The sequence below is a fragment of the Chryseolinea sp. H1M3-3 genome, assembly GCF_029360725.1.
Lineage (GTDB): Bacteria > Bacteroidota > Bacteroidia > Cytophagales > Cyclobacteriaceae > Chryseolinea.
The window spans coordinates 612,390-637,155 of the sequence record NZ_JARKMY010000001.1 but is presented as its reverse complement, the minus strand read 5'-3'; the positions used below and the strand labels follow the sequence as shown (position 1 = coordinate 637,155).

Here is a 24,766-nt window from a genome sequence, read left to right as displayed (position 1 = left end):
GGAAGCTTCCTAATAAGAGATTGGATCAACTAAAATCTCACCACTTCCCAGTATGCTTTTTTTGGATTATAGTTTTGATCAAATAACAATGGATAATTTTTACGACCTCGCACCGGGAAATTATCCAGCCAGGTAGACTTATCTGAAACGTTCCAGAAAGTGACACCTGTTATCTTGTCTTTATATTCTCTGAAAAGCTTAAAAGCCATTTTATATTGCTCTATTTGTTTCGCTTCCATTTCCGGTGTCAACACATCTGACTCGTCGGCCCGACGGTCGCGCCTCGAGTGTTCAGACTGGTATACTGAAATATCAAGCTCTGTAAATTGTAGCTGTAATCCAAGGGAGGAAAACTTTTCAATTGATTGACGTAGTTCATCTTCAGTGGGAGAAAAAATGGACCAGTGTGCCTGCAGACCAACGCCGTGGATGGGCACTTTTTTTTCTAAGAGCCCTTTTAACATCTTATAGATTCGATCTCTTTTGCCGGCGCTCTCGGTATTATAGTCGTTGTAAAATAATAAGGCGTTTGGATCTGCCTCGTGTGCGTACAGAAAAGCTTTTTCAACAAACTCTTCTCCAGCTATTTTATACCAAGGTGATTCTCTGAAATATTTTGAATCATCATCATCGATTACTTCGTTCACGACGTCCCAGGCATAGATTTTTCCCTTATATCGGGTTACGACCGCAGTGATATGTTCCTTTAGTCTTTTTAGTAATACCTCTTTTGTAACGTCCTTACCTTGATCATCTTTGAATAACCAGTTTGGCGTTTGATTATGCCAGCAAAGCGTATGGCCACGCAGTTTTAGCTTATTGGCCTGCGCGAAGTCGGCAATCACATCTGCATCTTTCCAAAAAAACTCATTTTCTTTTGGATGAATCGGTCCCATTTTCATGGCATTTTCCGCCGTGATGCTACTAAAATGTTTTAGTATAAGTGCAGCTTCAGGGCCGCTTACCGACTGGGGTCGAATAGCAACGCCCATTGGAAAGAAGGATTGATAATAATCTTTAAGCCCTTTATCAGGATCAGCCGCCTTTGGAGGTTGACAAATAGCCGCTAAAGGAACGAGCAAGAGAAAACAGAAACCGATTTTTCTAATCGGTGGTGAATAGAATTTAATAAACATGCTTAATTGGGTTTTAAGGGGTATAAAGATATAGAACTAATTCATTTTAAGAGCAGCTTCCAACGAGTCTTTACCTTTTATTGTAAGCATTTTTATGACAATTTGCCTTACATTTTGCTGCATGAGAAATCTCAAGATGTTTACTAAGTTGTTCATGTCACACATTGCTGTGGGATTGGTCGCGATTTTTTCTTTAGCGAGCATATTTTACGTCCTTTTGAGTGACAACCTTCTTCAACGAACATTGAATCAACTTTCCAGCATCAATATTTTGAAGGAAAAATTAGTGGCCAACTATTTCTTAAGGTCGCAGAAAAATCTCGAAGCTTTAACACTTGAACATAAATTTTTAAACATATATGCAGCTGTTTCGGAGGCCGTAGAGAAAGGCAAATCCATTCACAATACAGACATGGATGATGTGGAAAATATTATCAGGTTATACAACTTTAAGAACATCCATATCTTCGACTTGAACCATCATCAATTATATAGCACCGATAGTACCCTTTATCAGGAGAATGTTTTGCGAAAAATCGATTCCGCTATTTATGCCGAACCAAACCGTATGCAGTTAATAGATGCTTCCCATACCACTTCGGCTAACAAAACCACTTTATTGTTTTACTATGTTCCTATTGTACGGAATCAGCAGCGTGTAGGGGTAGTGTTAGTAGAGGAAGAATTTTACAATGTTCAATCAATCCTGTCAGAGAATACCGGTATGGGAACAACAGGTGAGACATACATCGTTGGGTCAGATTATACTTTGCGATCAGCATCCAGGTTCTGGCCAAATAAGGCGCCTGGTGAAATTGTTGTAAAGACGGAGGCTGTAAAAAAGTCTTTTGGGGGATCAGCGGGATCTGATATCATCTTTGACTATCGAGGAAAAAAAGTACTGAGTGTTTATCGGCCCATTGAAGGTGTAGGTTTAAAATGGGTAATTATTTCTGAAATTGACTGGACGGAAGCGATGCAGCCGATCATCCAGCTTCGGTATTACCTTATTGGAATTACTTTTCTTATCCTTTTCGTTACAACTGTAATTACATTTTTTCTTTCAAACGCAATTTCTCAGCCGATCATGAAACTGAGAGCGGTCATTAAGCAATTGGCAAAAGGGATTATTCCGAAGCACACCGTTTCTGTTAAGTCTGAAGATGAGGTTGGTCAAATGGCGGAAGCGATAAATCAGTTGATCGCAGGATTGGAACGTACTTCAGTCTTTGCAAAGGAGATAGGTGCTGGAAACTTCAATACATCATTTGTTACTTTAAGCGAATATGATACGCTCGGCCTTTCGCTTATTCAAATGCGTGATGAGTTGAAAAATTTGAATGAACGGGAGGTCAAACTCGCCAGGTCACGTGCATCCGCTTTATTGGAGGGACAAGAGAACGAACGCAGCAGAATTATTAAAGAGCTGCACGATGGGGTAGGGCAGTTGCTGACTGCGATTCGAATGCGTGTAGAAATGCTGGAAAACAACGACGCCCTAAAAGAAGAAATCAAGAAACAGATCAACGACACTATTGCCGAGGTAAGGAGGATATCGTACAACGTGATGCCCCAGGCACTGGTAGATTTTGGGTTGGAGGCCGGCTTAAGAGGACTATGTGATTCTATGAAACGATATTCTAACTTGTTGATTGATTTTACGTATGTGAAAGAGGCTGATCACAATATGAACTTTGAAATCAGCACAGCGTTATTTAGGATCGCCCAGGAAGGATTAAATAACATTGTGAAATATGCTGGCGCTTCTTCCGTAAATTTGCATATAATCGAAAAAGAGGATGAGATTTATTTGGCATTGGAGGATGATGGAAGAGGATTTGATGAAGCCAAAGCGAAAAGATCAGCTGGCATCGGATTGCAAAATATTCGGGAACGTGCGAAACTTTTAAATGGCAGCGCAGAAATACACTCAACACCAGGCGAAGGGACAGTAATTGAAGTTCATATTCCTATAGGACAAAATGACTAAGATACGTTTACTATTAGCCGATGATCATCCGCTCATCCGGGAAGGGTTCCGGTCTTTGCTTACTAAAAATGAAAGATTTGAGCTTGTCGGTATTGCAGAAAACGGGAAAGAGCTCGTTGAACTTGCTGGAAGCCTATCACCCGATATAATCCTTACGGATATCAACATGCCAGTGATGAATGGCATGGAGGCTATCGAGCAAATCCATAAACTTTATCCTAATGTGAAGTGTGTCATACTCACCATGCATGAGGAGCGAGAGTATATCATTAAAGCCCTTAAACTTGGTGTCTATGGTTATATCTTAAAAAACATCGAGCGATTTGATTTGGAAAAAGCTATCATCGCTGTTTACGAAGGGGGAAAATATTTTAGTCCCATTGTTACTAACATTTTAGCAGAATCTGTAGTACGGCCGGAACAAGCGCCCGTGGCTGAGTTAACACCTCGGGAAAAAGAAGTACTGGAATTAGTAGCGCAGGGACTAAGTACAAAACAAGTGGCTGATAAACTTGGGATAGGTACCCGGACGGTCGAGTCTCATCGCGTGAACATGCTGAAGAAAATGAAGGTGAATAATACCGCAGAGCTTATTCGGAAATCTATTGAGATGAAGATCTTGTGAGATGAAATCTAGCCAGGGACGTATTATGGAAACATTACTTAAGTCTGACCACAAATACATAGAGGTGGCCGATCGGATTGAAACACTGATTGAAAAGAAGGTACTTAAAATTGGCGATAAACTTCTTTCGGTTCGGGCGCTGAGTAAGGAACAGGGTATAAGCCTGAGTACAGCTTTTCAAGCTTATTATTGGCTGGAAAGTAAAGGTCTCGTGGAGGCGCGACCGCAGTCTGGATATTATGTAAAATATTCACCGGAGCATATTCTTGATTTGCCGAAGGTTAGTGAACCATCGGATGACGCACTCCCTGTCAGTGTAGATGAGATGATCAATAGTGTGTACGTTGATCTTAGTTCAAAAAATCTTTTGAACTTTTCGATGGGTGCTCCTGCATTTGAACTCTTGCCTATTGCAAAGTTGAATAAAGCAGTCACCCATGTTCTCAGGCAGTCACCAACGAGTTGTCTGCACTATGAACACATCCAGGGAAACGTATTACTTCGAAAACAAATTGCAAGACAAGCTTTTAATTGGGGCGGTACCCCCAGTGAAAATGATATCATTGTAACAGCCGGTTGCGTCGAGGCGTTGTCGCTGTGCATTAAAGCGACAACAAAACCAGGCGATGCAGTGGCGTTGGAAAGTCCAACGTACTTTGCGCTTTTCCAGGTAATGGAAAGCCATGGACTGAAAGTAGTTGAAATTCCAACGGACCCCATAACAGGGATTGACATCGATTACTTGTCACAGGCCATACCAAAGTTTGATATTAAGGCATGTCTAGTTGTTAATAATTTCAACAATCCCTTGGGAAGTTGCATGCCCGATGATCGTAAAAAGTATTTGGTTGACATGTTGGCCAAAAAAGAAATCCCACTGATCGAAGACGATATTTATGGGGAGTTGTACTTTGGAAAAACGCGCCCGAAGACGTGTAAATCTTATGATAAAAAGGGCATGGTTTTACATTGCGCATCTTTTTCGAAATCGCTGGCTCCGGGTTACCGGATAGGCTGGACAATACCTGGAAAGTTTAAAGAAAAAGTATTGCGTTTAAAACGTATGCATACTGTTTCTACCAACACATTAACTCAAGCTGCCGTTGCAGATTTCCTTAGCAAAGGAAGGTTCGAATTACATTTGCGCCACCTGCGTAAGGCATTGCATACGCAGTCCCTTCGATACATTCAGGCGGTTTGCGAATACTTTCCGGAGGACACGCGCATCACAAGGCCGCAGGGTGGTTTTACATTGTGGATTGAAATGAATAAAAAAATCAACGCTTATAAGCTCCATAAGCGCGCTTTAAAACATAACATAGGTATTGCACCGGGACAAATTTTTTCATCGCAAGGCAATTTTGAAAACTGCTTTCGTATTAGCTATGGTGAGCCATGGAGTCCGAAGATTGAGGAAGGGTTGAAAACACTTGGGAAACTGATGCGCGAAATGAAGTAGATACGCTGGTACCCGTCCAGACGTTGTGTGGTGTGTTCATAAGAGCTACAACAGTTTCAGTCTGAAGAATACGCAATCGTTTGAAGTTGGTAATTGTGATGATTTAATTACATTCATCGCAAATCACCGCAACGTTTTAGTAGGTTTGTATGTTCAATAGCATGTATATATATGAATTGAATTATACATATGAATCTGATACAAATTTTAGGTCTTACCGCTGGGATGTTTACTACGATTGCATTTCTCCCCCAAGTACTCAAAACGTGGAAATCGCGTTCTGCTAAAGATCTTTCGTTGGGGATGTTTTCGCTTTTTTGCCTTGGGGTAGCCATGTGGTTGGCATACGGGCTGCTGGTGCGCGATATACCTGTTATTGCTGCCAATTTATTAACCCTGATGCTCGCAACAACCCTTTTGTTTTTTAAACTACGTTTTAAAGAGTAACCTGATCCCAGGTCGTCTTTTTATACGTGCGAAATGTCAGATAGAGTGCGAGTGCCTGAATAGGTATTACCGTCAGCATGAGAACTGATTTTTGCGTAAGCACCGTGAGCAAAAAGTGACTCAGCCCCAATGCGGCTATCAGCAGAAATGTTAATATACTTCGCACAAGATTTCCACTTTGAGCTTTAACGTCGGGTGCCATAGAAAGCGGAAGATGACGTTTATTCACCCATGCTAAAACCATTAGCATTAATAAGTTGTTGAATAAACCGATAACGATGTCGTCAATAACTTGAAACCCCCAGACGAATAAGACGAACGTGCTAATGATAATATAACTTGGAAAGAATAGTCTTACGCCAATAGCCTTCAGGGTACCCGTTAAGATTTCGCCCGGCCTATTCAAAGGGGCTGAAAAGTAGATCCAGCTTGCTTTAAAATCGTCTGAGTATGGTATTTCGTAAAGCGCTACTTGCAGCACCATAAACGTGAGATACAGTAACACAAGATGATATTGCGTGTTGGGAAGATTTGCCCAGGTCGTTGCGATGTCTTCCTGACTTCGAAGCATAAAGATTAAACCAAACACCGCGATGTACCCAAATGATGGATAAATTTTTAGTTTTATTTTTCTATCTCGGCCAAGGATTTTATAAATCACATCAAAAGTCCCTCGTTCTGCCGGCGAGTTGGTTATCCATTTCGAAATGCTACTCAACATCCTGTCGTTTTCTACTTTGTTTTTTTCGATTTGAGACGAACTGCCGCCAAGAGTCGCAATTTTTTTGTTGAAGACAGGAGATAAGTATTTGTTTGCGGCATACATTCCAAACAGCGGGAAAAGAAGTGCACAAGCGTTAAGCCCAACGTGAGCAGGATCAAATATTCGAAATTGAAACGCTTCCATCGTACCCGCCATCCACACGGGAGGAAGTAAGAAACTCCACCATTGAATTTTAAATACGAAAGAGCCAACGTCAATTCTTTCGATCATTCTCGGCAATATTTGATAACCGGCCATAATGAAAATGGCCATGATAATCTGAAAGTAATTTATGATGCTTTTAAGCTTCTCCTCGTTCGCGAAATGCATAATAATTAAATACAATGCGTTAGTTAAGACAACGGATGTGAGAATAGAAAGCCCAACAGCAATCAGGAAAAATAGAAACAATAAAACACCATACTCAATAATAACGACTATAGCAGGAATGATGGATAACCCGAGCGCGAGCTGACCTAAATAAAGTAAAATATGTGTCAACCGGGCCGCGAATAGCGTTCTGCTGTCGACGGGACGTGGAAGAATAATGGTGTTGTCGCTCGTATCTAAAAGGATAGATGAAAAGTCGGTAATGAGCGTCATTGAAACCATGACCATAATGTAGGTGAAGAAGACAATCATGGATAAAATGAAGGAGGGAATGTTGTACATGGCGAATGCAACAAATCCGCCAAACAATGCATAGAAGAAGAGGGTTGTCCCAAAAGTATTTCGGGGTTCTTTTTTTCCTCTCTTACGGTAGCCTACCAGTTGGCGCCTGTTGTCCATCGTAAGTTTGGCGGAGACGATGGCTCGTAATTGTTCATAATCAATCTTAACGGACCGAAAAAACCATTCAAAGATGTCAAGAAGTCTTAACAAGTACTTTTCCACTTGGACTAACTTTCTAAAATATTAATGAATTGCCCGGCGGTGCTTTCATGCTCTTTGTTTCCCGTGAGGTCCGTAAAGATCTTTTCGAGAGAACCCTTGGCTTGGGAGTTTAACTCTTCAAAAGTTCCGTTTGCAATCAGTTCCCCCTTATTGATGATCATAATGCGATCAGAGATTTTTTCTACGACATCCATCAAGTGTGAGCTGTAGAAAATAGTTTTACCACTTCTTTTTAACTGTGTAAGAATTTCCTTTACAAGTATCACTGCATTGGCATCCAGACCCGAGAGCGGTTCATCCAGAAACAAAATAGATGGATTATGAATCATTCCTGCGATTAAAAGTACTTTCTGGCGCATGCCTTTGGAGAACGTAGTCATCCTTGACTCAGAATAATTGCTTAGATCGAAAAGGTTGAGAAGGTCCTTCACTTTTTTTTCTACATGATTGCGCTCCATTTTATAAAGTTGTCCAATAAAATGGAGGTATTCTAGTGGCGTCAACGTTTCATATAAAGCGGCATTTTCTGGGATGTAGCCGATGCGCTTTTTTACTTCCATGATATCCTTTCGGATGTCAAATCCGAGAAGCGTCGCGTCACCCTCATAATCTGGAATAATGCCGGTGAGTATTTTAATGGTAGTACTTTTTCCTGCGCCATTAGGGCCGATGTAGCCAATGATCTCTCCTGCCTTAATATCGAGATTGATGTTATGAAGCACCGGTTTATCAAATGACTTGGATAAATTACGAGTTATGATGACAGAAGCAGTTGAATCCATATGATTTAGTTGCAGGACACTATGATCCATATTGCAATCAAAGATACTTTTACTTTATGGAACGTGGCAAGAATTGAAGCACTTTTAAGCCACCCTTCCTTATTCGTAACGCAATGTTTCCACAGGATTCCGCGCAGCAGCCTTATACATGTGCCAGCTTACTGTTGCAAGAGCAATGAGTATTACGAAAGCGGCTGCAAGAAGAAATAACCACCAGCTGATTTCAGTCTGAAATGCGAAGCGTTGCAGCCATTGCTTCATTAAATACCAGGAGATTGCCGAGCCAATAGCAATTGCGATAAAGATCCATTTAACAAAATCGCGTGCGAGTAATCCGGCTATATTGAGAGACGATGCTCCAACAATTTTTCGAATTCCAATTTCTTTTGTCCGCTTGTTGGCAAAAAACGAGGCCAATCCGAGTAAACCAAGGCAGGCGATAGTGATTGAGATAAAAGAAAAAAGTGTGTACACCTTCGTCATGGTTCTTTCTCGCTCGAATTGTTTTTTAAAATCTTCGTCAAGAAATGAATATTCAAATGGATAAGCAGGCGCAAACTTCTTCCACGTATCTTGTATATATTTAAGTTTTGAAGAAAAATTATTTCCGTTCAACCTCACAAGAATAAAACTAGCACGGTGATCCTCATCCTTCTCGATGTCCATGGAGTAAATAACCAATGGCTCTATTAAATGGTGGAATGATTTAAAATGAAAATCTTTTACCACACCCACAACATCTACTTCTCTGGCGCGCAACGTACCTTTATCAATTTTCTGCTCTAATGGATTTTTAAAATTAAGCATTCGTACTGCTGCCTCATTCAGGATGGCTTTGTCAGATCGGATTTTCTGTTCCTTAAATCCTTTTCCTGCGATTAATTCCAAGTCTAACGTTTTTAAAATATCCTCATCAGCAACTAAGGGAAAAATTGTTTGGAATTCGTTTTCCGGTGTTCCTACGAAATGTTGGCCATGCCCGTTAAAGTGTCTACCTGGCGTTGTTTCGGAATAGCTTACGCTTTCAATTCCACTATGCTTAATGAGCTCATTTTTAAAAACAGTTTTATTTTTCTTCAATCCATCGGGTCGTTTAATGACCAGTATTTGATCCTTCGTAAACCCCAAACTTTTGTTTGTCATAAAGTTCAATTGCTTGTACACTACGAGCGTACTCACAATCATCATAATGCAAATGGTAAATTGAAAAACAACTAAGATGTTTCGAAAAATCCCATTGTTATTTTTTATCATCACGTTTCCTTTCAACGCAGTTATGGGATTAAAGGAAGCAAAGGTGTACGCTGGATAAATTCCAGACAAAAGGCCAAGCAGTATAGCAAAACTTAAAAGTCCTGTAATCATCCAAGGACTAGAATAAGTAACGGACAAATGCTGTCCCGTTAAAGTGTTAAAAGCAGGCAATAAAAGTTCAACCAGAGCTAAGGCAATAAATAATCCGATAAAAACGGTCAGCATCGATTCGATCAAAAATTGCGTTAGCAATGATTTGCTTTTGCTACCTGTAGCCTTTCGTATCCCAACTTCTTTCATCCGTGAGAAAGTAAGTATGGTTGCAAGATTGGTATAATTAATACTTACTAAAACTATAATGATCAGTCCAATTGCCGCCAACGCATAGGTTAGCGAGCGTTTACCTTCCCGATTTTCAAACAGCATAGTACTTAAGTGCACGTCTTTTAATGGCATCAGGAATAATGAATATTCATTGCCAGCCTGGTACATTTCGTCGTACGATTTTTTATACCGCTCCAACAGGTAAGGCTCTAAACTTTTCTGAACGAATTGCGGAAGCTGTTTTTCAATCTCTTCTGATCTGTTGTTTTCGTTTAGTAGTGCATACGTAGTAAAAGTATGGTTTCCCCACTGGTTAAAATCAAAGTTGATTCGTTTTAATGAACTTAAAGACAGCAGAATATCCATAGGAATATGACTATTGTCGGGTAGGTTCTCAATAACCCCTGTCACTTTACATTCATTAAAAAAATGTTCGAAGTGCAACATTTGGCCCAATGGATTTTCACTTCCGAAATATTTTTCAGCTATTTTTTTCGTGATAACTATAGAGTTTGGTTCTTTAAGTGCGGTGTTAGGATCGCCGGAAATGAAAGGGATCGTGAATACCTTAAAAATGGAGGAATCAGCTCCTACAATGTTATCTTCTGAATATTGATTCTCACCTTTACTAACCAGCACGTCATTAAACCAGAGACATAAACGCACTGTCTGCTCAATTTCCGGAAAATATTCCTTTAGGGCTGGGCCGGTAGGTGGAGTTGTCCAGCCACTGATTGATTCCTGAGTTCCTTCTTTCTCCCGCACACCTACCAAATATATCCGCTCTTTTTTCTCATGAAAGTTATCATAGGTCAACTCATTCCATGTGTAAATTCCGAGCAGTAGTGATGAAGCCATTCCAATTGCCAATCCAACTACCAGGATAGTTGTATAAAATCTATTCCGAAGGATATTTCGCCAGGAAATAATGAGGTAGTGTCTAAGCATAAAATAAATTTCACAGAATTATACAAAAGTATGCCGTAACCTCAAAGGGGCAGCAAATGCTCCACGGAGGAGTTCTAATTTTTCTTACGGGCGAAGTCGTACGTTTAATGTTCGAAATCGATCTTCTTGTAAGCGAAAGGCTTTTCGATTTACACAGACCTAAGTGTAGCCATATTCTTAAATGATAAACGTAAATGAGTGAACTTTTTCAACAACCTGTATGAGGACGTTTCTCCACACTTTCGGGCTGAAATGCACATTGAAATGTTTTTTTACAACAATGAATGATATAAAGACTAATGGCAAAGGAATTGAACCATGCTAACCGTTGTACAGAAAATAAAAGTTATGAAAACAAAATCACTAGACGTTAAATTAAAACAAATTGGAGAAGGCTTGAGTGAATTAAGACGAAGAAAAGGGTATGACACGATAAGAGATTTTGCGAAAGCGCACAAACTGCCAGAGATTCAATACTGGCGAATTGAAAATGGTAAAACAAATTTGACTTTAAAAAGTTTGACGCGTCTGCTCCATATTCATAAACTTTCGCTAGAGGATTTTTTCTGTAAACTGGAAATATAATTAGCAACGTATTGACCAGGTCGTTTTGCACATGAATGTTGCGCGAGGTGGAAGGGGCTGTCTCCAAGTGTTATTCATTTAAATAAATCCTCATGTCAAAGAAAAGGGGCACCTGGTTTCCCAGGTACCCCAATTCAAACACAGAGAGACTTTTAATTTTTTATAAAGGCGCTGCGGAAGTATCGCCGTTTACGATTGGCCATTTTCCTGGCACAGGAACACTTACACCTTTGTTATCACCAGGTTCCGTATCTTGCCCAAAGTAGTACACTGGCCAACCTTTGTATGTAAGCTGTTTCCGCCCATGGACATCAATCTCACCAAAGTCGCTCGCATTCATCCCCGTCGGTAAATGTTCAATCGCTACGTGAAAAATTGGCCAAGCCCCATCATTGCTGAAATCTGCCGCAGTAAATTTGTTTGTGTCTTTTTTGTCATTTGTGAAAATGTAAAGTGTGCGACCGTCCGCATCTGTAAAATACCGGGTGTTACCGGTCCCTTCCACGTAGGCGCTGGTGTAAGTCTTCCCATCCAGACCTACCAACTGGGCGCTGGCAACCATTATACTGTAGTCTGGCTTGGCGACATACCAAACAGTTCCGAAATTTTCGCCACCGGCTTGACCGGGAGCTTCAACAACTGCATCGTTGTTAGGTGCATAATAGTAAAGCGGTCTACCTTTGTAAGTGATTTGCCTGGAAGCACCGTCGCCGGTAGTTCCAAAATCAGATTGACTGAATAAGCTGCCTGCGGGAACTATAATTTCAGCTGTATTAAATATTGGCCAACGATTTAGACATCCTCCATTACAGGTGCTCGTTCCTTTTGTATCGCGTGCAAAGAAGTACAGTGAGCGTCCTTGATTATCTGTTAACATATTGCCAAGTACAGGATCATTTTTAAGCATAATGGTAGGTTGCACTGGGGCTTCCGTTGTTTGAGGACTCGCCACTGGCCACACACCTGGAGTAGGAACACTTACACCTTTATTTTCTCCTCGGTTTGTGTCTTCTCCGAAATAATAAAGGGGATTACCTTTATAGGTAAGCTGCGGATTTCCATGAACTTCAATCTCACCGAAATCACTCGCATTGAGAGTACTGGGCAGTTCATCAATGTCAACATAAAAAAGCGGCCATACGCCATTGTTGCTCAAATTGGGCGCCGTGAATTTGTTTACGTTTTTGTAGTCTTTGATAAATGTATAGAGCGTCCTTCCAAAGGAGTCTACAAAATATTGGGTTTCGCCAACGCTTTCCTGATAATTGCTCGAATAATTTTTTCCATCCTTTCCAACCAGTTGGGCATTCGCAAGCATGATTGAGTAGGAAGGTTTAGCAACAAACCAAATGTTTTGTACAGCCTCACCGTTAGTTTCCCCCACGGCATTGTCGCCGGTGTAGTAGTATAACGGCCATCCTTTATAGGTGGTCTGCTGTGCACCATCACTTCGTGTGATCGTACTAAAATCTTTCATGTCAATACCAGGACCTGGCTGCAAATCGGTTGCATAATACACAGGCCAATTCGTAAGGCAGCCATCGGTGCACTTACTTTGACCGTTTACATCTTTTGTGAAAACGTAAAGCGTTTTTCCATTGCCGTCAACAATAATGTCTCCTAATGTGTTACTAGTCTGCAATGAAACCAGACCAATGTTGACGGGATCATCATCAGAACAACTGAAAAATCCAAAGCATAAAAACAAAACAGCCAGTAACGAATATATTTTTTTAATGGGGTGCATAAAGTAGATTTGTACAAGTTTTTGAATCGGGTATTCGTAAATTCAATTAGTCTGACTGCGCGGTCGTATTAGTCCATACAACCGAATTAGGAAAACGGTTGCCTGCGTTAATAAAAAAATGGCGAGGGGAAAACGGAAAGATGAAATTTAATGGGAACAAAACCGTTAAATACCTTCTGAATATAATGCCGATCGCAGGAATACTTTCTTGATGAATGTATGAGATTAGAATGTATATTACTAACCGGTCGCGCAGTCACGCTCAAATCACTATTTCAAAACTTCAATCACTTACGCCATGAAACTCAGGATTTTATTTTTTGTACTAACACTTTCTTTATATTCCATGAATAGCATTTCACAAACCAAATTGAAGATCGGTGACAAGGCTCCCGATTTTACAGCCAAAGATCAGGATGGAAAACAAATTACCCTCAGCGCTTACAAAGGCAAAAAGGTAATTCTGTATTTCTACCCTAAAGATCAGACACCTGGTTGCACGCAAGAGGCTTGTAACCTCCGCGATAATATTGGTGCGCTTTCAGACGAAGGTTATGAAGTGCTGGGCGTAAGTACGGATGATGAAGTATCGCACAAAGAGTTTCAACAAAAATACAGTTTGCCATTTTCACTGGTCGCGGATACCGATAAATCGATCAACGAGAAGTATGGCGTATGGGTAGAGAAAGAGCGTGATGGGAAAAAATATTGGGGTACTGCACGTGTTACATTTTTGATCGATGAGAATGGGAACATCTCCAATATCATAGACAAGGTGGATACTAAAGAACATGCATCACAGATTTTGAAGTTTTGATTATTCTAAGACTACGTATTTAGAGCCTACCAAGATCAAAAGAGCGGACGAAGTAAAAATTTTCATTTTTCGTCCGCTCAAGTCGGGATGACTGGATTCGAACCAGCGACCCCTTCGTCCCGAACGAAGTACGCTACCGGACTGCGCTACATCCCGAATTTTTTCAAAATTAAATAATCCTCCAAATATGTTAAACAGGGCAGCGTAGATGGAACACAAAATCTATCCTTTTTGCTTTTACAAAAATAAAGTCTAGGCATTCTGTTGAACCGTGCAATAGCCGATACTTATTAAGGGAAACATAATTGAAGGCAGAAAATTGACCAAAACGTTTTGTGAGGAAGGATAATTCAACTCGGATCGGATTTAGCTAAAATGAATTTATATTTCATTGACTGAGGAAGTACCTTTCTCCCAACATTCCAGATTATAACCGGTAGTTTCAGCAATCTTGACCAACGCTTCGTGCGTTAAGAATGCCTGGTGGCTGGTAATCATTACATTTTGAAATGTCATCAACCGTGCAATTACATCATCCTGAAGAATAATGTCGGAATGATCTTCGAAAAAAAGTCCGCCTTCTTCTTCATACACATCGATTCCAAAAGAGCCGATCTTTCCAGATTTTAATGCTTTAATTACTTCTTTTGTATCCACCAATCCCCCGCGACTCGTATTGATGAGCATCGCGCCCGTCTTCATGGACTCGATGTTTTCCTTATTGATAATGTACTTAGATTCAGGTGTAAGCGGCAGGTGTAGTGTAATGATATCAGATTGCTTAAACAGCGTTTGATAGTCAGTATACCGTACGTTGTATTTATTTTTTAATTCTTCGTTTTCATAGGGGTCATAGGCTAGAATGTGACAATTAAAACCGTGCATAATGCGGGCTACTACACTGCCAATCTTGCCCGTTCCCAAAATACCAACGGTTTTGCCAGACATATCGAAACCCGTTAGTCCATCCAATGAAAAATTCATGTCGTGTACACGCGTGTTGGCTTTAATAAGCTTTCGATTCAACACAAGCATTAACGCAACCGTGTGTTCTGCAATGGCAGCTGGAGAGTAGTCAGGAACACGCGCCAGACGTATACCAAGCCGCTTCGCTTCTTTTAAGTCGACATGGTTAAAACCAGCCGAGCGCAAGGCGATATAATTAACTCCTGTCTCCTTTAATTTTTGAAGCACGGGCGCTGATGCATCATCGTTTACGAAGATAGAAATAGCGTCCATACCTTGCGCAAGTCCGACAGTTTCGATAGTGAGGCGTGTCTCTAAGAACCGCAAGGAATGGGCCTTGCAATAATTTTCCAGGTAGGTCTTTTCAAACTTGTGCGTGCTGTAGATGGCTACTTTCATTGGCGTTCTTTTATTCGTTAAAGGTTAAAAGTTAATTTTTGTTTGCTTAAACCGCAAGCTTTCAAAACACCTGAAACGAATGACGGGGAAAACCAATGGTCCGGATTCTAAACGGACGTCCGAACCATTGGAGAATATTTATCTAACGGGTAGCCTACTTAATCTCGAATTGGGCTGTGATTTGTGCGCGTAATTTTAATTTTCTGAATCCAACTTGCTCTTCTCCTGCCATGTCAGCACCTTCTGCTTTATACATCACGTTTGCCATACGGGCCTGTGGTAACGGTTGGACTGGATCTTGATCCCAATCGCGTACCATGATTGGTTTACCAATTTCCGCTCCAATTGACTTTAATAACGTTGACGCTTTTGTTTGTGCGGCTTGAAGCGCTTTGATTTTCAAATCAATTTTAAATTTCTCCATGTCGGTATGATGCAGCCGCGTCAGGTCTAATTGTTGCACCTTAACCGGCTCAATTTTTACAAGAAACTTTTCAAGCTCTGCTGCGCTTGTAAGTTTTAACTCGTATGACTTCTCACGAAAAGCGTCTTTATCCCTTCTTCGGATCTTATCAAGGTTTGAACCAGCATCTGCCAGGGTTAGATTTTTACGATCGATGTTGGCTGCCTTTAGTGCTTGCAAAAACTCTTGATCGAGTTTTTCTAAAGATACTTTTGCACGATTTTCTTCAAACTCACGAAGTCTGATATAAAGAAAGATTTCGTTTGGCTCAACTTCCATTTCTGATGAGCCGGTGACTTCTATAAAATGTTCGCCTTTAAAAACTTCCTGGCCAAACGCAGTCACGCTGGCCATTAATAATAGAATAATGAAAATATTGGATCGCATACTGTATAATTTTTATGAATAGACACAAAAGTCCTGCCGAAAGTACAAAGACCCCTTAAATAATTTGCAGGGTTGCATATAAAGTTATCTGCAGTTATCTCATGGATTAAGATTCGTATTTAGCACTTCATCTGTAATCTGTTTGGTATGATCGCCGCACCAATAATAATGGTATCACATAACCATGACATGCTTCAGTAACGCTAGTAAACGGCGCAGCAAATTTTTTGCGAACTAGGTTGATTCATTTAACTCGAATGGCTTCTTTGACGATGAATTGGGTGTTAAGTGAGCATTATCGGTTTAGGTGTTTGTGTGTATCGTGGTAGTTTTCATCCTCACAAGCAGGCTAAGGGCCTTTTTTTATTGTTGAAAAATCTGTAAATCCAAATGTAACCTTTAGGAGACCTTCCGGTAACTAACACAAAACATACAAAAAGCGCAGATCGGATGACAGACGAAATGATTATGGAGGCCGTCAAAAACGGTGATCTGAAACAGGCTTCTTTGCTTTTTGAACGCTATAATAAACGCATTTTTAATTTTTTGGCGCGCATGACCTTGGATCGTGCCTTAGCTGAAGACTTGACACAAAATGTTTTTTTAAGAATTATAAAATACCGGAATAGTTATCGTGAAGGACTGCGATTTCAATCCTGGATTTATCAGGTAGCGCGAAACATTTTTTCGGATCATTATCAAATGCATAAAAATAGATTTTCTGCTTTCGTGGATGTGGATAAGATAAGTGAAAATATAAGCGAGGCGAGTGACAGTGAGAAGCTGGACGAGCAGGAAAAATTACTGGAACGATCGATGGCTATGCTTAGTGAAGAGCAACGTGAACTTTTAATATTAACACGCTTTCAACACATGAAGTATGAAGATGTAGCGGTCATCATGGATACTACAGTAGCAAACATTAAAGTGAAAGTGCATCGCGCTATTACTAAACTAAGAGAGTATTATTTCCAACTGGAAAAGATTTAAGGAACCCGGCAAGTTATGAACAACGATCAGGAAAAATTAGAAATGCAGCTTATCGATTACATTGATGGAAAACTATCTGAAGCTGAGAAGCGAGCAGTAGAACAAGAATTGATGGGAAACGACAAAGTATATAAAATTTACGAACAGTTAAAGGAAGTAATGCACGCGGTGGACAGGGCCAAAAGACTCGAGCCATCACAAGAGCTAAAGGTGAAGTTTGACCAATTTCTCACGGAGGAGATCGCTTCTAGCAAGAAAGGAACAAAGATCATTTTCTTTCGACCGGTATTTTATCGTTCTGCGGCAGCTGTAGCATTGCTTGTATTAGGTGTAGGCGTTGGATTTTGGATCAGCAAACAGAACGATCAGCAGCAAGAAATTTCGCGAATTAAAACAGAGATGGAAGCTACAAAAATGATGATGATATCGCTGATGGATAATAAGCAATCGGCAAGCCAAAGAATACAAGGGGTTAATGTAGCGCTTACCATCGAAAGCGCAGATGATGAGGTGGTCCAGGCGTTGGCAAAACGGATGAATGAAGATCCCAATACCAACGTAAGGCTAGCAGCACTAGATGCTTTGGGGAAATTTCATGATGATCCGGCGGTACGAAAAATCTTAATCGATGCGCTTTCAAATCAAAAGGATCCTGTAGTACAGATTGCCTTGATACAGATATTGGTGAAGTTGAAAGAGAAAGGTGTAGTGAACGACCTAAAAAGAATTGTAGAGGATGAAGAATCAATGAAGGCCGTTAAAGACGAAGCATACTCAGGGATTATGGTGCTTTCTTAAACGATTGCTAGGTAAGGAGATATGAAACAGATAACAATAAAACAGAATGAAAAATAAGTGGGTATTGGTGATTGCAGTAGTATTAGGCACTGCAATGAATTTAAAAGCGCAAGAATTTAAGGTCGCAAAAAGTGGTGGTCGCCTGGAAATTAAAATTGGCCGAGTCATAGTGGAAGGCCACGGTGGAAATGAAATTATCTTCACTTCCGCCGATGGACCAAAAGAAAAAGACAAAAGAGCGGAAGGACTTCGCCCTGTAAATAGTCTTGGATTGGAGGACAACACCGGCCTTGGTATCAATGTAACAGACAATGGTACTGTGGTAAGTGTAAACCAACTTAAAAAAACCAATGCTCCGGACATTAAGATCCTTGTTCCTAAAGGTGTGATTGTTTCCTTTTCGTATGAGTCACAATATGGCGGCAAAGCCATTTTCAAAAATATGTCTAACGAAATTGAAGTGGATGCGCAATACAACAGTGTCGAACTCATGAATGTTACGGGCCCGCTAACCGTAAAGACAATTTATGGTCATGTTGATGCAACACTTGACGCAGCGATGAAAGGCCCGATCTCCATCGTCTCGATCTACGGCTATGTTGATGTAGCCATTCCTGTGGCAACAAAAGCCAACCTGAAAATGAGTACATCTTACGGTGAAATCTTAGCAGATCCGGCATTCAAAATAGATATTGATCGACAAGGCGAAATGGTTACTTATAGTGACAAAGTAAGTGGGAAAATTAATGGTGGGGGAGCCGCCATCGATCTCAGTTGTAACTATGGGAAAGTATACCTGAGAAAGAAATAGTACACAACGTGCTATTGGAGCTGCAAGATCAGCGTCTTCATAAACCCAGCATAAAAATTTACAAAAGAAACATTTTTAATATATGAAAAATTTCATCCTAGGAATAGCATTCGGAATCTTAACCACGATGGTGGTGGATGCGCAGGAATACAAGGTTAATAAGAGCTCAGGCACGTTGGAGATTAACGAAGTCAACAATGTATCAATAGAAGGGTACAACGGTAACGAAATCATTTTTATATCAGAAGATGATAGCCATGATGGTGATGAACGAGCTAAGGGATTACGTGCCATCAGCAGTATGGGACTAGAAGATAACACAGGTATTGGACTTTCTGTGATAGAAAAAGGCGATGTAATAGAAGTAAGGCAACTGAAGAAGATGGATGGCCCGGATATCAAAATTAGAGTACCCAAAAATGTCGTGGTCTCTTACTATCACACCTCACCACATGGAGATGAAATTGAAATCAAAGATTTTGAGGGACGGGTTGATATCTCGACGGTTCACAATGGAGTTGTACTTAGTAATGTTACCGGCCCCCTTAATATTAAAACTGTGCATGGAGATATCGATGCGTCGTTGAGCGCCATTAAGTCAGCTGCAACCATCGAATCGGTACATGGGCACGTAGACGTAGCGTTGCCGGTGTCCACCAAGGCTAACATCAAATTGAGCACGCACTTTGGTGAGATATTAGTCGACCCTGATTTCAAAATTGAAATAGAGAAAAGTGGTGAAATGATCAAGTACAGTGACAATGTAAAAGGTAAAATCAACGGCGGCGGGATTGAGATAAATCTCACGGCAACACACGATAATGTTTATCTGAGAAAAAAATAATCCTTCCTTTAGTTCATTCGTGATAAAAATTAAATTCTTTCAGTTTATGAATTTTAAAATAACATTGATAATCATGGCCATGGTCCTACCATTAAAGGAATACGGTCAGACACCTATCAACAAAGTCATTCCTGTAAAGGCTGGACAAAACATTGACCTCCACTTTGATTATCCCGAGCTGGTAAAAATAAGTACATGGGATAGAAACGAAATTTCAATTCAAGGCACGGTAAGTATTAATGCCGGTGACAACGACGATGCTTTTGAATTGATCACCACTAACACTGGTAATACCCTTACTGTTAGGAATGAAATCAAGAACATGAAAAATCTTCCGCATCGGATTACAATTACCCACGGTGCTCAAAAAATTGTTTTTAAAAACAAAGAAGAATTGAAAAAGTACAAAGAGCAACATGGTCTAACAGACTACAATAGTATGTCCTATGGACTGGATATGGACATCACTTTGGAAATTAAAGTACCTCGAAATACCGACACGAAAATTGAGAGTATATATGGGATGGTGGAAGTAAGAGATTTTAGCGGCCCGCTTTCTGTCGACGCTAAATATGGAGGAGTAGACGCCTCGTTAATAGAACGCTCGGTTGGGCAAATAACAGCGGAAACCAATCACGGCGAAATTTACTCAAATCTGGATGTTAAGTTTAATGGCGAAGCCTCTCGCCATGAAGCTTTCCACACTTTGGTATCGGCCAGGCCCGGAAACGGTCCTGCTTACAATTTTGACTCTAAATTTGGAAACGTATACCTGCGCAAGGCAAATTAACTTCTTAGCGCTGCGGGTTATTTTTTCTGGCCTTTCGGATAAAACGCCTGATGATGAGAAAGTCCGCAGCTATAAAACCAATTATTACAACACCCAACCAAATAAAATCGTCTGTAGCCAACTGACCAACAGTCGAGTTGGTTACTTGCTTATATAATAAAAATAAGTACCCAAGGATCACCAAAATGGAGAATCCAAAGAAGGTATAGAATGCGATGTCTTTTAATTTGCTGGTCATAAGGATTCAGACTAAAAAATGCAATCGTTGACTGTCAACAAATTTACCTTCTGAACTCTGAGTTTGCAACCATTATTTTTAGTCTAAATACTCAAATTTTCCGTTTTTCACCCCAAAATATCCGTAGAACAAGCATTTGGAACTTACTTGAACACTGTAAAGAGGTTGGGTTACATAAGCCATTACGCTCCCTAGGGGGTTGATCCTTACTAGACTCCGCCAGTAAAGGAGTCAGAATTCCGACGCAGCTTGCACGCAGCGTAACTGCCCGTTCTTTTAAAATGGAGGGAGAATTTTATTTTAAAAATCAAATAACAAGTAGGAAATATCCTGGCGTTGAATTTCGACGCTGATGCATTTTGAGCACTATTTCATAGCACATGTGTTATTCGGGTTGATGTATAACGGTATGGCTATTCAAATTTGTGGTATCAATGAGGATATTACTCCAAAAATTAGTAATGAATGTTTCCGACAATCATAGCGGGAGCGCCGGTTTTCAAAAATATGTTTTGACCTTAAAACCACGTCAGCGAGACTACGACAAGACGCATGGTATACGGCGAGTAATAATGATTCTACGGGAATTACAATTTCTTCACTTTTTTATTAAACAAGTGAATCAGCAGCCTGTTACAAAAAGATACGAGACAAGCGCAGCAGGCTTATAACTTTTGTCACTGTATAAATTGTTATATCTTGCGCCCCGTTTTATAAGAAGTTGATTTACCATCGAAAAAATTAAAGATTAATAGACAAGAAGCTGCAATGGCACTACTGCAAAAACAACTGTATATTAAAAAATCCACTATACCCAACGCGGGCAAAGGGTTATTTACAAAAAAGCCTATTGCGAAAGGTACACGCATCATCGAATATATCGGTCGCCGGAGCAAATGGAAAGATGTAAAGGATGAGGATGGAAAGAACGGCTATATTTTTTACATCAACCGGAATCACGTCATTGACGCATTGCGGACCACCACGGCATTTGCCCGTTATGCAAATGATGCCCGTGGTCTTGTTCGGATAAAAGGATTATTGAACAATTCCGATTATGTAGTGGACGGCTTGAAAGCGTACATTGAAGCAAAAAGAGATATCCCGGCTGGTGGTGAAATTTTGGTCGACTATGGAAAAGATTACTGGAAGGTAATTCGCGAAAATATGAAGCTAAAAGAGGACGAGGCGAAAAAAGAATCCAAGCGAAACGGTGCAACAGCAAAGAATGGTAGTAAGCACAAGGCTCTTGCAAACGCCAAGCGTGTAAAGAATCCTAAAAGAATCAAGCCCGAGCGCTAGTTCGCTGCCGCAGCCTCTAAACTGGTTAATCGTTCAGCTGCGCTGGCCGCATAATCATCAAATCCTTGCCGAGTGGCCTCTGCTACATAAGCTTTTAAAAGTCTGATTGAATTCCCGTTTATTTGGATAGCCTCTGCCAGAATGTTGTAGGGCTTGATTCGGTCCTGGTTTTGATCTCGATAAAAATTAGCAGCGGCTATTACACCCTCTTCGAAATAAGGATTGTATACACCCAATATTCTGAAATTTTTTTCCGCTAAGGTTGAATCCCCGTTAGAGGAAGCAATCAACGCTGTATATAGGGCTTTCTCCAGCAAACGTGAATCGTCGAAAGTAATATCTTTGTTAATCTGGCTTGCCAATAAGTTTAATTCGCCGCGATAGGCCAACATCAACAATTCAAGGTGGCGAACATCCTCATATAGTTTTTTATTCGATAGTTCCAATCCTGCGATCCTGCGATAATAGCGTATGGCAGGAGCCATCATATCGGCTTCATAATAACGTCGGCTGATGTCAAGGATGGCTTGTGCTTTATAATCTGCACTTATAAAATTGTTCAGTATTTTGTTAAACAGAACGGAATCACGCAAGGCAATGTTGTAGCGACAATACTGATATTTCTCAGCGTCATTTAAGGATAGAGCCTCCGTTGGTCCAAGGTTCAAAACTCGTTTCATGCGTGCTGCAATTTCTTTTTTTGCTTCGTCTCTCCCATTGGCAACAGTGTCCCACATGATCAAGGCTTCAGGCTTTCGTCTGGCTTCCGAAAGGGCTATGGCGTTATAGAATTTGGCATCCTTATAGGTGTAGGTGTCTGAATAGGTAAAATAAGACGACGCCAAAACAGGATTACCCTGTTCAAGGGCCCACAATCCCATGATGTAATTAAACTTGCCTTGATAACTCTGAGTAATGTATGCTAACTCACCCAGGATCTCCAATGCCTTGGTTACATTTCCGCGGTGGTAGTAAGCAAATGCGAGGGAGGATTTTATGGCCTCGCTGTAATCTTCATTTAGGGAGTCTGAAGCAATGCGGTGAGCTTCGTGAATGAATGTTGTGTCAAGCGTCTGGGCATATCTTACAATGTAGTTGTTTAATAATGTTGCCGTGTATAGGTTAAGACGCTTTTCTTCCAAAGGCTTAACAGGTGTGCTAAACTTTTGCTTTTGTAAAGTGGAAAGTGCAAGGGCGTTACTAATGGTGCCGGGATGTGAATTAAATAAATTCAACACGGAATCTATTTTTATAGGCACGGCCTCCATTGTAGCGAGAGCAAAGAAGTTTGTTTCTGCAGAAATTTTTGAAATCTCGTGATGGCGTGCCGCATTTAAATACAGCAAAGCCGAATCTACCTGATGTGTTTTTGAATATGCGAACCCCAGATTGTTTTGAATCGGGCCAGCATCTGGCAATTCCCTCAATGCATAGTGATACCGTGATATTGCTTCAGTATTCTTATTTTCCCATAAGTAAAGGTTTCCAGCATTTGTAAGGGAGTATGGCGTTGGTCTTTTGCCGTTAGCCAGTTCGTAATTGTAATGAGCGTCATCAAAATCATATCGGGAGGCTTTAATGGTTGCTAATGCGTAGTTCGACCTGTGATTTTGAAAAGCCTGACTGTGCCCTTGATCGTAAAAAGATTCGGCGTATCCTCTGTTATCCAAAAGTGTGTGTAAATCGCCTGCAAAATTGTAAAAACCACCAAGGCCATGATAAATGTATTCACGCCAGTTTGAATAAAATACGAATCCCAGCATAGCGATCAGTCCGGCAAACCTGAACGTAAAGTAAGGCATGCGTGTAGGGCTATAGAGTACCTTGTATACCGGCAAGTTCCGCGCAAGCATTAATATAAAATTCGAAAAGAGATAAGTCAGGAATATTACGCCAAAACCCGTATGACTAAAAATAATAAAGTCACGAATGATTTTTACGGCAGGGTCGTTAGCGTTGTTTAACATTTGTCCTGTCGTTGCGAAACAAACGATGCCCAGGCAAAGAAAAAAGTAGGCACCATAGGGAGCGAATGGCAATATATTTTGATACATCTGTTCCCGCTGCCTAAAGCCCCACAAGCCAAGCGTTGCAGAAATGGTTAGCAGAAGGAACAAATTGATATAAACGAAATTCGACTCAATTACACCAAGTTCGTGAAAACATGTGATGATGACGTTAGCTAAATAAATGACACTTATTATTGATAGGTGTTGCAGAGTTTTGGAAGATCCCTGACCTACTATAAAGACGAATGAAGCCAAAATTTCGTGGGCAATCATGATGATAAAGAGAATGCTCAGTATAAGGGCGGGGGTATATAGCGTTAAGGCAAGATGATAAAAAGGATAATCAACGCCGGAAAAAAAATGAATGAATAGCGCTAGAAATAATGTGATCACAAAAAAAGAAACGGTTCTGCTGACGAATGAGATATGCGATTTGATTTGATTAAAATAAAAACTCGGCAGCACATACATTAATAACACTACCGCAACAGGTACTTGATTCGTGTAACCACCCAAAGCAAGCACTTCGACACGGAGGCTCACGACGAATACGATAAACAAACCCATCCCGGTGAAATACCAAAAACGGGGTAGTGTGGTTATTAAGGTTAACAACATGATGGCAGCAGCCATTACAATAGCTAAAAAGAAATAAGAGGCAGAGGTGTTTGGAACAATATGGCTCCCGTTGAAATATTCCAGTATCGCATAACTTTCTCCTGGCACAGCCAATACAAAAGGGCCGAGTCGAAATTCGTGAACAGTAGTCTCTACAACTTTTTGCTCTTGAAATTTTTCCCAATGAATTACACCATCAGCACCTTCAAAATAACCAAACCATAAAAACAGAAGTGAAAACAGAAATACAGCTGCTATAACGTATAACATGACGCGGTAAACGGGTAGCCATGATCGCCAAAAAATAACTTGCATAATCTCTTCTAAATAACTGCAAGCTAATGGAATGACGCGATAATTTTTAAAAATTTTCCAGTACT

General features: G+C 40.5%; 21 protein-coding genes and 1 tRNA gene. 12 read left to right on the top strand and 10 right to left on the bottom strand.

The annotated features are described in order from the left end of the window. Positions 1-29: 29 nt before the first annotated feature. The gene (locus tag P2W71_RS02585; protein ID WP_276366623.1) at positions 30-1,136 is read right to left on the bottom strand and encodes an endo-1,4-beta-xylanase; all 1,107 of its coding nucleotides are present in this window, start codon (positions 1,134-1,136) and stop codon (positions 30-32) included. Positions 1,137-1,257: 121 nt separating this feature from the next. Here P2W71_RS02585 and P2W71_RS02580 point away from each other — a divergent pair, with 121 nt between their 5' ends. The 4 genes from P2W71_RS02580 (at position 1,258) to P2W71_RS02565 (ending at position 5,657) form a co-directional block, all read left to right on the top strand. Continuing rightward, the gene (locus P2W71_RS02580) at positions 1,258-3,126 is read left to right on the top strand and encodes an ATP-binding protein (protein WP_276366622.1); all 1,869 of its coding nucleotides are present in this window, start codon (positions 1,258-1,260) and stop codon (positions 3,124-3,126) included. Continuing rightward, positions 3,119-3,751, top strand: coding sequence for a response regulator transcription factor (locus P2W71_RS02575; protein WP_276366620.1), 633 nt, complete (start codon positions 3,119-3,121; stop codon positions 3,749-3,751). The genes P2W71_RS02580 and P2W71_RS02575 overlap by 8 nt, the downstream gene beginning before the upstream one ends. 25 nt (positions 3,752-3,776) lie before the next feature. After that, positions 3,777-5,210 carry a PLP-dependent aminotransferase family protein gene (locus tag P2W71_RS02570; protein ID WP_276366618.1) on the top strand — a complete coding sequence of 478 codons (1,434 nt, stop codon included), beginning with the start codon at positions 3,777-3,779 and terminating at the stop codon, positions 5,208-5,210. Positions 5,211-5,399: 189 nt separating this feature from the next. Continuing rightward, positions 5,400-5,657, top strand: coding sequence for a SemiSWEET transporter (locus P2W71_RS02565; RefSeq protein ID WP_276366615.1), 258 nt, complete (start codon positions 5,400-5,402; stop codon positions 5,655-5,657). Here P2W71_RS02565 and P2W71_RS02560 read toward each other — a convergent pair. From P2W71_RS02560 to P2W71_RS02550, 3 genes are all read right to left on the bottom strand, one after another. Further along, positions 5,647-7,314, bottom strand: a complete 1,668-nt coding sequence (locus P2W71_RS02560; RefSeq protein WP_276366613.1) for a hypothetical protein — start codon at positions 7,312-7,314, stop codon at positions 5,647-5,649. The genes P2W71_RS02565 and P2W71_RS02560 overlap by 11 nt on opposite strands. A gap of 5 nt (positions 7,315-7,319) precedes the next feature. Next, on the bottom strand, positions 7,320-8,096 hold the full coding sequence (locus P2W71_RS02555; protein WP_276366611.1) for an ABC transporter ATP-binding protein: 777 nt from the start codon (positions 8,094-8,096) through the stop codon (positions 7,320-7,322). Between the two features lie 99 nt (positions 8,097-8,195). Continuing rightward, positions 8,196-10,622, bottom strand: a complete 2,427-nt coding sequence (locus tag P2W71_RS02550) for an ABC transporter permease (protein ID WP_276366608.1) — start codon at positions 10,620-10,622, stop codon at positions 8,196-8,198. A 348-nt stretch (positions 10,623-10,970) separates the two neighbouring features. Between P2W71_RS02550 and P2W71_RS02545 the strand changes: the two genes are divergently transcribed. Continuing rightward, positions 10,971-11,207: an XRE family transcriptional regulator gene (locus P2W71_RS02545; protein WP_276366606.1), complete on the top strand. Its 237-nt coding sequence runs from the start codon at positions 10,971-10,973 to the stop codon at positions 11,205-11,207. A 160-nt stretch (positions 11,208-11,367) separates the two neighbouring features. Here P2W71_RS02545 and P2W71_RS02540 read toward each other — a convergent pair whose 3' ends face one another. Further along, a complete protein-coding gene (locus P2W71_RS02540) occupies positions 11,368-12,954 on the bottom strand; it encodes a hypothetical protein (protein ID WP_276366604.1) in 1,587 nt (528 codons plus the stop codon). Positions 12,955-13,300: 346 nt separating this feature from the next. Here P2W71_RS02540 and bcp point away from each other — a divergent pair, with 346 nt between their 5' ends. After that, the gene (bcp, locus tag P2W71_RS02535; RefSeq protein WP_276369017.1) at positions 13,301-13,771 is read left to right on the top strand and encodes a thioredoxin-dependent thiol peroxidase; all 471 of its coding nucleotides are present in this window, start codon (positions 13,301-13,303) and stop codon (positions 13,769-13,771) included. 82 nt (positions 13,772-13,853) lie between these two features. Here the strand turns inward: bcp and P2W71_RS02530 are convergent. From P2W71_RS02530 to P2W71_RS02520, 3 genes are all read right to left on the bottom strand, one after another. Beyond that, positions 13,854-13,927: transfer RNA gene (locus P2W71_RS02530), tRNA-Pro, on the bottom strand. Positions 13,928-14,152: 225 nt separating this feature from the next. Then, a complete protein-coding gene (locus P2W71_RS02525; protein WP_276366602.1) occupies positions 14,153-15,136 on the bottom strand; it encodes a 2-hydroxyacid dehydrogenase in 984 nt (327 codons plus the stop codon). Between the two features lie 154 nt (positions 15,137-15,290). Beyond that, complete coding sequence (locus tag P2W71_RS02520; protein WP_276366599.1) at positions 15,291-15,986, bottom strand: SIMPL domain-containing protein; 696 nt, start codon at positions 15,984-15,986, stop codon at positions 15,291-15,293. Positions 15,987-16,436: 450 nt separating this feature from the next. On the opposite strand from P2W71_RS02520, the gene P2W71_RS02515 reads away from it, so the two are divergent. The 5 genes from P2W71_RS02515 to P2W71_RS02495 all read left to right on the top strand — a co-directional run bounded on the left by P2W71_RS02515 (position 16,437) and on the right by P2W71_RS02495 (position 20,219). After that, positions 16,437-16,976 carry a sigma-70 family RNA polymerase sigma factor gene (locus tag P2W71_RS02515; protein ID WP_276366597.1) on the top strand — a complete coding sequence of 180 codons (540 nt, stop codon included), beginning with the start codon at positions 16,437-16,439 and terminating at the stop codon, positions 16,974-16,976. Between the two features lie 15 nt (positions 16,977-16,991). Next, the gene (locus P2W71_RS02510; RefSeq protein ID WP_276366594.1) at positions 16,992-17,774 is read left to right on the top strand and encodes a HEAT repeat domain-containing protein; all 783 of its coding nucleotides are present in this window, start codon (positions 16,992-16,994) and stop codon (positions 17,772-17,774) included. A 46-nt stretch (positions 17,775-17,820) separates the two neighbouring features. Further along, positions 17,821-18,585, top strand: coding sequence for a DUF4097 family beta strand repeat-containing protein (locus P2W71_RS02505; protein WP_276366592.1), 765 nt, complete (start codon positions 17,821-17,823; stop codon positions 18,583-18,585). An 82-nt stretch (positions 18,586-18,667) separates the two neighbouring features. Then, entirely contained in the window at positions 18,668-19,429 is a 762-nt protein-coding gene (locus P2W71_RS02500; protein ID WP_276366589.1) for a DUF4097 family beta strand repeat-containing protein, read from the top strand. Positions 19,430-19,475: 46 nt separating this feature from the next. Continuing rightward, the gene (locus tag P2W71_RS02495; RefSeq protein WP_276366587.1) at positions 19,476-20,219 is read left to right on the top strand and encodes a hypothetical protein; all 744 of its coding nucleotides are present in this window, start codon (positions 19,476-19,478) and stop codon (positions 20,217-20,219) included. Positions 20,220-20,223: 4 nt separating this feature from the next. Here the strand turns inward: P2W71_RS02495 and P2W71_RS02490 are convergent, their stop codons facing one another. Then, on the bottom strand, positions 20,224-20,457 hold the full coding sequence (locus P2W71_RS02490) for a hypothetical protein (protein ID WP_276366584.1): 234 nt from the start codon (positions 20,455-20,457) through the stop codon (positions 20,224-20,226). Positions 20,458-21,225: 768 nt separating this feature from the next. Between P2W71_RS02490 and P2W71_RS02485 the strand changes: the two genes are divergently transcribed. Then, complete coding sequence (locus P2W71_RS02485) at positions 21,226-21,759, top strand: SET domain-containing protein (protein WP_276366582.1); 534 nt, start codon at positions 21,226-21,228, stop codon at positions 21,757-21,759. On the opposite strand, the gene P2W71_RS02480 is transcribed toward P2W71_RS02485, so the two are convergent. Next, a complete protein-coding gene (locus P2W71_RS02480) occupies positions 21,756-24,656 on the bottom strand; it encodes a hypothetical protein (RefSeq protein WP_276366579.1) in 2,901 nt (966 codons plus the stop codon). The two genes, P2W71_RS02485 and P2W71_RS02480, sit on opposite strands and share 4 nt — an antisense overlap. Positions 24,657-24,766 lie beyond the last annotated feature (110 nt).